Source organism: uncultured Cloacibacillus sp., from assembly GCF_963926575.1.
Taxonomy (GTDB): Bacteria; Synergistota; Synergistia; order Synergistales; family Synergistaceae; genus Caccocola; species Caccocola faecigallinarum.
The window spans coordinates 156,891-168,624 of record NZ_CAWUXW010000004.1 but is presented as its reverse complement, the minus strand read 5'-3'; the positions used below and the strand labels follow the sequence as shown (position 1 = coordinate 168,624).

The window sequence follows — 11,734 nt, the reverse complement described above, 5'->3', positions numbered from 1 at the left end:
GGCGGCCCGCGCGGCAGAAAAGGAAGGAATTGCTCTATGGGCGCGAAATTCAAGTACATAGCGGCCGCGGTCGGAATCGCCGCGGCAGTCGCCGCAGCCGCAGCGTTTTTATATCTGTGGCCGATGCGCGGCGTGAAAGAGCCTCTCGCCTACATCCCCGAGCCCGGCGGGACGGCCCCCTATATCCTGCTTGAGACCAAGGAACACCACTATCCGGTCGTCCTCGCCTCGCTCCTCACAGACGGCATATACGCCCACCTGAAGAGCGACACGCCGCGCGGCGCGGTGCTCGCGGCCGCGGCGCTCGCCGAAGAGGCCGCCGTGCTGCTTGAGCGCGGGGCCGACGGAGCCGCCGCCGTCTACTGCGCGGCGCGCTTCACGGACGAAGAGACGAAGCTTCTGCAAAAGGGCGCGCTTCCCGCGCCGCTCGACGCGGCCTTCGGGACTGAGAGCGCCGAGGGCGCGGACGGCGTCTTCGCCGTGCGCTCCGAAAAATTGTCCGAGCCTTTCTACTACGCCGTCATAGGCAAAAACACGCTGCTCGCGGCGGAGCTTCCCGCGCTGCACAAAATGGCCTCCTTCGACAAAGGCGAGGGCGGGCTGAAGCATAAAAAATGGACGCGCGAGGAGTCATGGCCCGCGCACATAGAGATATGCGACGGCGGCGAGCTGTCGAAAAAATCAAAAGAGAAGCTCCCGCTGATCGTCGAAGCCGCGTGGCACGAGCCGGAGGACGAGACGCAGCCCGGCGAAGCGCGCTGGGCCTTCGTGAACCTCGGAGCCGCCGCGAAGGCCTACCTGAACGCCGCGCTCAAAGTGCAGAAGTGGGACGTATCCGACTGCGTTCTGCCGCAGCCACTGCTGCTCTCCGCAGGATTCAGCCTGCCGCAGCTTAAAGAAGGCTCCGGCGAATGGCCCTTCCCGCTCTCGCACGTCAAACTCTTCGCCGAAGGGCTCGGCCTCAGCGACGGACAGATACGCGAAATACTTGCGGGACGCACGGTATTCTCGCTCGGAGGGCAGAACAAGATATTATGGTTCTCGCTGCCGGGCTTCCTTGCGGAGTTCTCCGGCAGGCCGGAGCTCATGCGCGAACTCGTATCCGTCTTCTGGGAGCATCTCTTCTACGGCGTGGAACCGGAGGCCGTCGAAGGATTTGAGTTCGGCGGCTCGGCCAGCGTTCCGTTCTCCGTCATAGGCGCCGGACGCGGCGGCACGGCCGTGCTCGGCCTCGCCTCGCCGCAGTCGGTGGCCTCCGGCGCGGCGCTCTCCAAATTCCTCGCCAAAGACGAAGAAGCCGTCGGCTGGCTGCTCGCGGACCTTCCGCGCGTCGGCAAGGCGCTGTCTGAGATGACGAAGATGAGCTCCTTCCTCGAACAGGAGGAGGACCAGGACTTCTACGGCGGCGCGGACGACTACTCGTGGGGCGCGGAGAGCGACCCCGAGCCGCTCCAACCGGAATTTTCCATAAGCCCCTTCGACCAGGAGATAGCGGATTCCTTCGGCGGCGTGCTCCAGAGGCTCGGCCGCGTCATGGTAGTCTGGGAAAAGCCGCTCTCGGGGCGCATCAACTGGTATAATCATGCAAAATAAACTCAGGAGGGTTTTATAACCGATGCACACAAACGCGCTGCAGGTTTTGAGGGATCGCGGCTTCGTCGAGTGGACGAGCCACAACGAGGAGCTTGAAGAACACTTCAAAAATAACATGGTCACCGGCTACATAGGCTTCGACCCGTCCGCGGACAGCCTCCACGTCGGCAACCTCGTCGCCATAATGGGACTCGCGTGGCTCCAGCGCCTCGGACACCGCCCCATCGCGATAGCGGGCGGCGGCACGGGACGCATAGGCGACCCGTCCGGCAAAAGCGCCGAGCGCAACCTGCTCTCCGAAGAGCAGATACTCCACAACGTATCCTGCATAGCGAACCAGCTCCGCCACTTCCTCAACTTCGACAGCGGCGAAAACAGCGCGCTGCTCGTAAACAACAACGACTGGCTCAAAAACGAGAACTACATAGAATTCCTGCGCGACACGGGAAAATACTTCACCGTCAGCTTCCTCGTCAACCGCGAATACGTCCGCAGCCGCGTCCTCGACCCCGACAAGTCGATAACCTACACCGAGCTCTCCTACATTCTGCTCCAGGCCTTCGACTTCAACCACCTCTACAACGAATACGGCTGCACGCTCCAAATGGGCGGCAACGACCAGCAGGTCAACATCATCGCGGGCATGGACCTCACGCGCAAAAAATCCGGCGGGCAGTGCTACGGCATCACCTTCCCGCTGCTGCTCAACGCGCAGGGACAGAAATTCGGCAAATCCGAAAGCGGCGCCGTCTACCTCTCGCCCGAGCGCACCAGCGTCTACAAGTTCTACCAGTTCTGGATCAACGTCGACGACAAGGACCTTGAAAAGCTCTTCAAGCTCTTCACCTTCCGTGAGCTCGACGAGATAAAGGCGCTGCTCGACGAACACGCGAAGGCCCCGCACCTGCGCCGCGCGCAGAAAGAGCTCGCGTGGGAGATGACCTGCCGCGTCCACGGCGAAGAAGCCGCGAAGCGCGTGCGCGACGCGAGCGCCGTGCTCTTCGGCGAGGCCAGCATCAAAGACGCCTCGCAGGAAGTCCTAGACACGCTCTCCGCTGAAATCCCATGCGCCGAGGCCGACCTCGCCGGGACCGCGGGAGTAACCGACCTCCTCGTCCTCTGCGGAGCCTGCGACTCCAAAGGCAACGCGAAGAAAAAAATCAAAGAGGGCGGAGCCTACCTCAACGGCGAAAAAATCGCCGACGCGGGCCGCCGCCTGACGGAAGAAGACCTCCTCGCGGGCCGCTACGCGCAGCTCAACGTCGGAAAGAAAGACTTCCGCCTCATAAAATTTAAGTAACGCACGCAAACACAGCGAAGCCAAAGGCGCGGGAGGCGAAAGCCTCCCCTCGCTTTTGCGGCGCAGAACACCGACACCCCGAAAGGCGGCAGGCGAATGAACGAAGAGAGAAGAAAAAAAATAACTGACATGCAGGTGCGCGCATTCATGGCCTTCGCGCGGAGCATACGCCCCGGCTGGCGGGCCAAGGCCCTCGCGCTGCCGCTCATCGCGCTCGTCAAACTCCTCGGCATCCGCAAAGACGTCGCGCGCCGCAACATAATGCTCTGCTTCCCGGAAAAAAGCCGCGCCGAGCGCGAGCGCATACTCGCCGAATCCTACGAGAACATGATATGGACCGGCGTCGAGCTGCTCGCGTGGCAGCACGACCCGACGCTCATCGACCGTATGGCCGTCAGCGTCGAAGGCACGGAACACGTGGAAAACGCCTTCGCGCGCGGCAAAGGCATCGTAATATTCTCCGCGCACCTCGGCAACTGGGAGCTCTCGCCCGCGTGGTTCTCGCGCCGCTGGCCCTTCTGCGGCGTCGTGCGCAACTCCGACAGCCCGTTCCAGCGCGAGCTCATAGCGACGCTGCGCGCTACCTCGGGCCTCAAGACCATCGACAAAAAAGCGCCGATGATGCGCGTCATATCCATGCTGCGCAAAAACGGCTGCTTCGGCGCGCTCGCCGACCAGCACGGCGACGACGGCTTCAAAGCGCCGTTCTTCGGACAGGAGACCGGCACGGCCACCGGCCCCGCCGCCTTCTCCGTCCTCACAGGCGCGCCGATGATCCCCTTCGCGCTGCGCCGCCTCGAGCCCTTCAAATTCGCGATAAAAATGGGCCCGCCGCTCGACCCCGCCCCCGAAAACCTCTCGCGCGACGAAGCCATCCAATACCTCACCGTCCGCATGAACGAAGTCTACGAAAAAATGATCCGCGCCAACCCCGGCCAATGGCTCTGGCAGCACAGAAGGTTCAGGGAGATAATTACCGATTAGACGAAAAGCGCCGCGCACGAAGCGCGGCGATGTCTATATTCAGACGGTATTTTTTATTGCGGCCTCGGCGACTCCTTAACCTCCAGCCCGCCCATGCCGAGCGTGGTCTTTATCCCCACGCCGCAGAAGGTGCCGAACGAAAGCAGCGCGCGCAGCAGCCGCAGCATCGGCGGCGAAAGCCTCGCGTTCATCGTCGCGACGCCGGAGAAGGCAGGAATCGAGACGCCTTTCAGCTTGAACGACGCGCCGCGCAGATGATAGCCGGTAATCTTCACGCCCGCTTCGAGCGCGGCGAGCGCTTCTTCGTCGTTGAGCGGCGAGAAGGGAAAAGCCGCGTCCCAGCGCTGGCGAAGGCTGCCGAGGATAAGCGGAACCGACGGGAAAATCGCATATTCTCCGTTCGTGCGGAAGCCGCACGGCGATACGAAGCGCAGCAGGAACCTTCCGCAGTCCATATCCCCGCCCGGAATTTGAAGGATGTCGTTCAGATTTACGGCGTCCTGCCGCGAAACGACCTCGACGCCGAGCTTAGTCCCGCGCGCCCTAAGCTCCGCCGATTTCATCGATTCGATAACCGGCGACGCGAGCTCTATCGCTGCTGCGCCTATCAGGTTCACCGTCCAGAGCGACTCCGCGCGCCCTTCGAGCTTCACGACGTACTGCGATACTGAGCAGTCCGCAGCGTTGTGCAGCCGCTCCGCGCCCTCGCCGCCCATCGCTTCAAGCAGCGCCGCGTACATAGCGTAGCCGTCGTGGTGCGTAGGCTGTGCGCCGCCGTCGAGCGGCGTCAGCGCCGCGACGTAGCGCCTAATCATTTTTCTCCTCTATCTCGACGCGGCACAGGCCGAGCTGGCGAAGCCTGCCGCCGACGTACGTGCATTTGAGCATACGCGGAGAAACGCCGAGTTTTATATCCTTGTTATGCTTATGATTTTGCTTTTTGAATTGTTCCTCCATAAATGAAGCGACGGCTTCAAGCGCTTTCCGCCTGTCGTCCGCGAACATCGGATAGATTATGTTCTTCGCGTAATACCCGCTGCCGCCGCCGAGGAATATGCAGCCGTCCATATTTTCGGCGAACTCTTGCGGGTATTTGGACAGATAGCATTCGGAATAATAATCTCCGAACTCGTCTATCGCCTTTTTAAGGTAAGAAACGCCGATAAAGCGCTCCGTCTCTTCCGAGATTGTCAGAGAGAAACAAAGCTCCGTACCCGGGCGTGCGCACTCCCTCATCGTCGGAATGGGGACTTCTTCGCCGCCGGTGCTTACGTCTATTTTCATTGCCGGGATTATTTCGTCGTTGCCGAACGGCAGGCTGTCGGAGACGGAAAAGCCGGACATTATGCTGTTGAGCATATCGTTGCTATATTTCGTTCTGTTCAGCTTATGCAGAAGCCTTTTTTCTGCGCGCTCCGCTGCTGTTTCAAGACGTTCTTTCGTGGTTTTAGGATTGCCCGCGTTGATGTCATATTGAAATTGTCCGTCGAGCAGCATTTTTACCAGCAGCACGGTGCGCAGCGCGCCCTTGAGCGAGCTCCCCGGAACGTATGGGCGTCCTTCGGCGTCGCGCATGAACGCCGAAAGGTCTCTCTTGCTTCTGTTACGGCTGAAAGTTCCGCCGCATTTGAAAGAGTACATCACGCAGCTTTTCTGCACCGCCTCCGGCATACGTATGCGGCGCGTGAGGAAATCTCTGATGTCGTCGTCGTCCCTCGACATCATGAACGACTCGAAAGCCACGACCAGCGCTTCGTGTCCCTGCTCCGCTATCCAGCCCATGACCTTGTTCATATCCATGAGCGTAACGGTCTGCGTCTTCGTGTCGACGTAATATTCTTTCTTCGAATATTTGACGCCGGAGCCCACATGGAACGGCGTTACGGCGGTCAGCTTCAGCGTATAGTGCTTCATGGCCTGTCAGCCCCCAGAAACAGCGGCATCCCGTAGCGATAGACCGGATGGGCTCCGTCCGCCGCCGCTTCGTACAGCGCGCCGCGGTATTTATGCACGAAGGCCGAACCGGCGGAAAGGAAATACTGCGTCCGCTTTTTAACCGGGCTTTCGGCGAACGTCTCGGAAAATACGAAGCCGCCGCGCCTGCTCACCCCGTATGACGCGCCGTCGAGCGCCGAGTCGAGCTCTTCGTCGAGCGGCAGCGAGGTTGTGAGGCTGATATACAGCGGAGCGTCCTCCCGATAAAGCATCCGGCTTAAAATCTCTGTATCTTCGTCAAACGGGTCGTCGAGGAAAATCGGGTCGTCTGCGAGCTTAAATTTCCCATAACCCGAGCTGACCTTCCCGCCTATTCCGCCGAAGCCGAGCCGTTCGACGAGCGCGGCAAGCCTTTCCTGCGTCTCGTCATCTTCGTACGCCGCGATGAAATACAGCCCGCAGCCTTTGTTGAACTCAAACAGCCCAACGGAATAGGGCGTCGCACCGCCGTCCCTGTCGATGGAATTTTTTGTAGTTATACAATTTTGTCCGAACGATACTTTATACGCCGCTGCGTCATAGCGTCCGGCGCCGCCCACTGACGAAAAGAACTCGCCGAGCGACGATACGGGTATATGCGAGAGCTTCTTCATCGTCTTTCTGTCCTCGGCGGAGGTTTCCGCGCCGGACGCCGGCCTCGCGGCCTTTATGTACGGCTTCGGTATGAACAGCCTGTCGCCGGAATAGGGCATAGCGTCGCTGAAAAGCAGCCCGCCGCGCCTGACCGTCTCGCAGAGCCATTCGGCTCCGGCCTCACCGTCTGCGGAAACGGCAGTATGGCAGAGCGCAGAAAAAAGCGTGTCGGCGCAGAAGGTCATGCGCGACGTGCCGAGTGCGTCCGCCCTGTCGCTCTCGCCTATGTGCAGCGGCGTCGTAAATTTCAGCTTAAAAAGACAGTAATTCATACCCTTCTGCTTCCTTGAGCAGATTATCGAACGCATCAACGCCGCTTGCCGGTACGGAGCCGTCAGGCGACGATACGGCGATCTTATTGAAGCGCACGCGTCCGCTTCCGCGCGTGCCGTGGCCTCCGAGGTAATCTATCTGAAGCAGCTTCATAGCCTTTGCGAGATTCTTCATATCCTCTTCGGCTTCCGATATATCGTCCGGCACGTCGTAGACGATGCAGACGGCGAACTGCACGCCGCGCACTACGCGCTCAATCTGGCGCGGATTTGCGACGCCCGTCCCGCGGTTAATCGCGTTCTCAAACTTTACCTCGGTGAGGCCTACCGCGCTGAAATCTTTTTCATTCGAGACGAACGCGTCGGCGAACTGAAGGCGCGACCTCATTATCTTCGGCGCGCTTGCGCCGAAGAGCCGCTTTACCTCTTCGGGGTCGTCGTTCGGCTCTCCGGCATTCTCTCCTTCGATGCTGCGGACGAGCAGCGTGCGCAGCTTCCCCTTGAGCGAGCTTCCGGGAACTATCGGCTGTCCCGTGCGCGGGTCGGATACGACCGGGCTGTCCACCGCGCCGATAGGCGAATATTCGCTTGAGCCGCCTATGTGCATTCCCGTTATCACTTCAAGCACGGTGTTGATTTTTATCTTTCCGCTCATTCTTCCGACCTCCTAAGCCCTGCCGCCGTGATAGCGGTGCCACGCTACGAGAGCTTCCATATAGTGCGCAAAACTGACGAACTTTTCTCTGTTGTCGCCCGCGCCTTTGATATATTCCATAAGCTTAGCTTTGGCGATGAAATTCTTTACGGTGTTGTCTCGTCCCGCCTCGTATGCTATGCGGACGCGGGCCATCATGAGCGCCTGCTTGCTCTCTGTTGTTATCTTTTCTTCTGTACGCAGCCGTTCTTTGTTATAGATAGGCGTGATGAGAGAAAAGAGTCTGCGTATTTTCGAACTCGTTATGTCAATCACCATTTTGCCGCCGCGGTCTTCATGCAGAAGTCCCAGAATGACCGCTTCCGCCGCATCCGCGTAGTTCTCCGGCAGAGTTTCGGCCGCCGCAGGCTGCGCCTGCTGTTCCGCCTGCCTCTGCCATCCGTCGCGCCTCGGCGCGCCGCCCTGATAACCTCCGTAATTCCCGTTTCTGCTGCCGCCGGGGCCGACCATCAGTCCTCGCTCCTTTGCCTGATAAGATAAACGTATAAATACGCCGCCGTGATAAATTCGGCGCGCTCGTTCCTGTCCATTATCCACTGCATGACATTCGCGGAAAACCTCGCGTACTTTTCCTTCGCCTGCTTCTCCTTCGGCTCGGCGCGCGCGAGCAGATATGCGCAGCGCGCTATGTCGAGCCTGTCCGTTCCGGCGCGCCGCGCAAGAGAAAGCAGACGGTACAAAAACGCCTTGCCGCGGAAATTATCGCCGCCGTCTATATACTGCGCGAGCGCGCGCACCTTCGGCAGGACGCCCTCGCGGAATTTGCTCCATCTGTATGTGTGTCCCGTCGTGTCGAAAAGAGTCACGCACCCCTTGCCTTCGATACTTTTCGAAGCCTCTTCAAGCTCGCCCGTCAGCGCCGCGGCTCGGTAAATCGGAAACTTCTCGCCGAAAATCCCGACGCCCGCGGAAATCGAAAGCGCCCCCTCGGTATATTTTGAAAAGGCCGCCTCTATGTCGCAGGCCGCGCCCACCACGTCGTCCCAGCCGCCCACGATGAAAACGTCGTCGCCGCCGGAATAGACGATAAGCAGATTCCGCCCGCCCTCACCGCCGCCGGAAAGCTCAAGCGGCTTCACGGCCTTATCCTCGCGCGCGAGAATTGAATTTATATGATATTTGAAAAACATCGACATCTGGCGCGAAAACGCCGCCGTGCGCGAAAGCGTCTGATAACGGTATCTTTCCTCGGCGCTCTCCGCCCCTTTGCGCACAAAGCCCTCGATGAAGGCGCGCCCGAGGTTGTCCACGTCGGCGCGGCAGACGGCGACGCGCCTGATGCCTTCCGATTTTTCCGCGAGCAGCTCCGTTTTCTTGTCGCTCACATAATCGCCCATATACAGATTCGTGCTGTAATGCAACCCCGTGTGCGGCCTGTTTTTGCTGTACGTTCTGACGCCGCAGTCCGAAGCCGCATATCCGCGCGCACCGTTTGTATCTGTGAAAACCGCGTAACGCGCGCCGTCACCGGAAACGTCGGGCAGCTCTATAAAATGTTTTTCGACCTCCGGCTTCTGCTTTACGACGGCTATAATGACGTCCCTGAGCAGCGCGTCGTTGGATATGTCCACGAAGCGCCGGCACCACCTACAAAGGCCGTCGTCCGTCAAATCGTCCGACGTCCCGCATACGCGGCACTCGCGCCCTGCGTCGTACCCGCGGGAGTTCAGCGCGCGCAGCGCTTCCGCGTCGTAGCGGCTCAGCTTGACGCGCGACAGCTCTGCGCTGAGGTCGCGGAAAATCTGCGGATATGGCGCCTTCTCCGTTGGCACATTCTGGAGCTCGTGCGCGGAGCATTCGCGCCATGCGAAGGCGAGATAGAGCGCCGCGCCGAAATTGTCCATCAGCCAGCGGTTCACGCGCTTCTGCGCCGCGCGCAGAAAATCCTTCGCCGCCGCCGTGTTCGGCAAAAGCATATAGGCGTGGCCTCCGCCCGAATAAATAAGGTTCGCGCGCGAAAGGCCGCAGCCGTCGAGAATTTCGTCGACGACGTGCTCCATGAAAAGCTCCAGCGCGAACGAGCGGCTTCGCAGCGCCTTCAGCGCGCCCTTTGACTCAACCGTATATATAAAATTCTGAATGCCCGAAAAATCGCAGGAAAAGACGAGGAACGCGCGTTTGTCCATGAACGCAGCCTCGTTGTCGAAAAGCTCCTGCTTGTAATCCGACACGCCGCGCTCCGCGAGTAATTCCGCAATACAGGCCGCGGCCGCGGCCGTCACCTTGCAGTGGTCGTAAAGCGAAATATCAGCGAGCTGCGCGCGCGCCGTGCTCGACGGCACATAAGAAAGCAGAACCTCCGTAAGGCCCAGCAGCGAGTTTACATATTCGCCCTCCGGCGTGAGGAACTTACGCAGCTCCGAGCCGAGCTCCGCCGCAATGCGCAGATAATCCGGCGCTTCGGCGCATCCCGTCCCTGCGGGGTAGACGGCCTGCGGCGACAGCCTCTCCGGCGCATAGACGCCGCGCGCTTCATTTCCATTTAAGATGTTGAAAACAGGCGAAAGCGGCAGAAACTTGTCGTAAGGCGCGCCGTCCGTACCCTCTTCGTCAAGTCCCTCGCGTCTGTCCGCGCCCGCGGCGATGTTGTCCGCTATGTAGACGATATAGGCGGGGGAGCCGGACGCCAGCTTTGCGCCGCGAAGCTGCGCCGCATGGTGATAACGCACACAGTCGAGCACCGCGCCGAAATCCTCCGTCCTCTCAAGAACGGAAGAAAGCCACCGCGCGCCGCCGGCGCCGTGCTTTCCGGCTTCAAGCCCCGCACGGTATGTAACCTTCCCAACGTCGTGGAGCAGCCCTCCGATTGTACATTCGGCTGTAATTTTACGCAAAACACAGCCCCCTTATAAAGATTCCTTTATCAGCTCGTTCATCTTATCGTACGAGCCGTTTTTTATCTCCGATTGTTTCAGCCCTGCGTACTCCGCAAGGTTGTTAAGCATTTTGAGAATATCGTCGGGCGTCAGGCCGCAGCGTTCCTTTATCCAGCCGCCGGTTACGGAGACGATTTCGTGCGCCGCCATATTGCGGCAGTTCTGTTCTGCCCCGCGAAGGGCGCGCACGCACGCCTTCAGCTCTTCATTCTGCGACAGCGCTTCAATGACGGGGACGAGCTGCGCGGGACTCAGGTCGCTGTTCCTGTAACCGCCGTAGGTTCTGAAAGCCTCGTTCAGCACGTTGAGCACCTCGCGCCCCTTCACGCTTTTTGACATCACGTCAATCGACATAAAACGTTTGCCCTCCGCCATGATGCGGCAGAAATCATTTATTTTTACGCCGCAGACCTTGTCCGCCGCTTCTTCCAGCAAATCAAGGAAAATAGGTGAAATGCCGCGGATGAAATCGCAGTACTCAGCGCGTCGCAGCTTCATCTCAAGCCACAGAAGATATTCCACAATGCTGCGCCGCCGCTCTCCGCGCACAGGCGCAAAACGGATAAGCACGCCGCTCCCTGCGCGCGTCTCTGCGAGCTGCGCGTCCACGCCCTGCTCGTCTAGCTGCACGCGCGCGCAGGCGGCGCGCAGATAAGCTTTCGCCCTCTCGCTCACGCCGCGCCCGCAGTCCTTCGCGAGCGCGAGCGCCGCGCGGTAGTCGTATGCGTCTATATGGTTGCGTATAATTTCCTTCTTTATCTTGAGCAGCAGATTATAATGCTTTGAGCATGAGCACCTGTCTCTGAAAGATTCTTTTTCATTATCTTTGTCGCAGAGCCACTGTATTTCAAGCTCGTATTCGGTTATGCTTTCTCTGCGCTCGTTGTGCGCCTTGCGCGGCGTCGCCACCTGAACCGGTATGCACTCCGCGTCGTCCGTCATCGCCGCTATCGTATGCAGCGCGCTCTTCATCGCGGGCGTGCCCGACGATACGTTGAGTAGTATGACCGCCTCGGGGTTCTCGTCCTTTATCCTCTTTATGATTCCTTCAAACTCGTCGTAAAACTCGTCGAAAAGATGCACGTCCACGAGATCCGGGCGCGGGAATTTCGTCACCTCGACATGAAAGCCGAGCTCGTCCGCGAGCAACGCGAGCGCGCCCGCATAGCGGCCGTCTGCCTCTTCGAAGGCCGCCGTCTCCTGCGAGAGATAGAGATAGACATGCTCAGGCTTATATTTGCGTGCGATATGCAGCATAGAGCCGTCGCGATTACCGGAAATCGGGTCCGTCATACCGACGGGAGAGAATAACACATAACGCTCCGTTTCCATGCGGCTCCTCCTCATTGTCAGATAGATAAACAGC

The 11,734-nt window shown here is 59.6% G+C and carries 10 protein-coding genes; 3 read left to right on the top strand and 7 right to left on the bottom strand.

All coding sequences use genetic code 11. The annotated features are described in order from the left end of the window. Window positions 1-36: 36 nt before the first annotated feature. The 3 genes from ABGT66_RS10805 (at window position 37) to ABGT66_RS10795 (ending at window position 3,877) form a co-directional block, all read left to right on the top strand. Window positions 37-1,593 (top strand): hypothetical protein, encoded by a 1,557-nt coding sequence (locus ABGT66_RS10805; RefSeq protein ID WP_346690599.1) that lies wholly within the window; start codon window positions 37-39, stop codon window positions 1,591-1,593. 22 nt (window positions 1,594-1,615) lie between these two features. Next, entirely contained in the window at window positions 1,616-2,893 is a 1,278-nt protein-coding gene (gene tyrS / locus ABGT66_RS10800; protein ID WP_346690598.1) for a tyrosine--tRNA ligase, read from the top strand. 96 nt (window positions 2,894-2,989) lie between these two features. Continuing rightward, window positions 2,990-3,877, top strand: coding sequence for a lysophospholipid acyltransferase family protein (locus ABGT66_RS10795; RefSeq protein WP_346690597.1), 888 nt, complete (start codon window positions 2,990-2,992; stop codon window positions 3,875-3,877). A 53-nt stretch (window positions 3,878-3,930) separates the two neighbouring features. On the opposite strand, the gene cas6 is transcribed toward ABGT66_RS10795, so the two are convergent. From cas6 to ABGT66_RS10760, 7 genes are read right to left on the bottom strand one after another with little or no spacing between them, the layout of a single operon-like run. Further along, on the bottom strand, window positions 3,931-4,692 hold the full coding sequence (cas6, locus tag ABGT66_RS10790; protein ID WP_346690596.1) for a CRISPR system precrRNA processing endoribonuclease RAMP protein Cas6: 762 nt from the start codon (window positions 4,690-4,692) through the stop codon (window positions 3,931-3,933). After that, complete coding sequence (csm5, locus tag ABGT66_RS10785) at window positions 4,685-5,791, bottom strand: type III-A CRISPR-associated RAMP protein Csm5 (RefSeq protein WP_346690595.1); 1,107 nt, start codon at window positions 5,789-5,791, stop codon at window positions 4,685-4,687. Before csm5 ends, cas6 begins: the two co-directional genes overlap by 8 nt. Beyond that, window positions 5,788-6,777, bottom strand: coding sequence for a type III-A CRISPR-associated RAMP protein Csm4 (csm4, locus tag ABGT66_RS10780; RefSeq protein WP_346690594.1), 990 nt, complete (start codon window positions 6,775-6,777; stop codon window positions 5,788-5,790). Before csm4 ends, csm5 begins: the two co-directional genes overlap by 4 nt. Further along, entirely contained in the window at window positions 6,758-7,432 is a 675-nt protein-coding gene (gene csm3, locus ABGT66_RS10775) for a type III-A CRISPR-associated RAMP protein Csm3 (protein ID WP_346690593.1), read from the bottom strand. Before csm3 ends, csm4 begins: the two co-directional genes overlap by 20 nt. A gap of 12 nt (window positions 7,433-7,444) precedes the next feature. Next, window positions 7,445-7,942 (bottom strand): type III-A CRISPR-associated protein Csm2, encoded by a 498-nt coding sequence (csm2, locus tag ABGT66_RS10770; protein WP_346690592.1) that lies wholly within the window; start codon window positions 7,940-7,942, stop codon window positions 7,445-7,447. After that, window positions 7,942-10,326, bottom strand: coding sequence for a type III-A CRISPR-associated protein Cas10/Csm1 (gene cas10, locus ABGT66_RS10765; RefSeq protein ID WP_346690591.1), 2,385 nt, complete (start codon window positions 10,324-10,326; stop codon window positions 7,942-7,944). Before cas10 ends, csm2 begins: the two co-directional genes overlap by 1 nt. A gap of 12 nt (window positions 10,327-10,338) precedes the next feature. Next, window positions 10,339-11,625, bottom strand: coding sequence for a hypothetical protein (locus ABGT66_RS10760; protein ID WP_346690590.1), 1,287 nt, complete (start codon window positions 11,623-11,625; stop codon window positions 10,339-10,341). Window positions 11,626-11,734 lie beyond the last annotated feature (109 nt).

What these genes read in the sequence shown, in the direction of transcription:
- ABGT66_RS10805 (WP_346690599.1), top strand. Translation starts at nt 37, where the DNA reads ATGGGCGCGAAATTCAAGTACATAGCGGCCGCGGTCGGAATCGCCGCG.
- csm2 (WP_346690592.1), bottom strand. Translation starts at nt 7,942, where the DNA reads ATGGTCGGCCCCGGCGGCAGCAGAAACGGGAATTACGGAGGTTATCAG.
- cas6 (WP_346690596.1), bottom strand. Translation starts at nt 4,692, where the DNA reads ATGATTAGGCGCTACGTCGCGGCGCTGACGCCGCTCGACGGCGGCGCA.
- csm3 (WP_346690593.1), bottom strand. Translation starts at nt 7,432, where the DNA reads ATGAGCGGAAAGATAAAAATCAACACCGTGCTTGAAGTGATAACGGGA.
- csm4 (WP_346690594.1), bottom strand. Translation starts at nt 6,777, where the DNA reads ATGAATTACTGTCTTTTTAAGCTGAAATTTACGACGCCGCTGCACATA.
- ABGT66_RS10760 (WP_346690590.1), bottom strand. Translation starts at nt 11,625, where the DNA reads ATGCTGCATATCGCACGCAAATATAAGCCTGAGCATGTCTATCTCTAT.
- csm5 (WP_346690595.1), bottom strand. Translation starts at nt 5,791, where the DNA reads ATGAAGCACTATACGCTGAAGCTGACCGCCGTAACGCCGTTCCATGTG.
- tyrS (WP_346690598.1), top strand. Translation starts at nt 1,616, where the DNA reads ATGCACACAAACGCGCTGCAGGTTTTGAGGGATCGCGGCTTCGTCGAG.
- ABGT66_RS10795 (WP_346690597.1), top strand. Translation starts at nt 2,990, where the DNA reads ATGAACGAAGAGAGAAGAAAAAAAATAACTGACATGCAGGTGCGCGCA.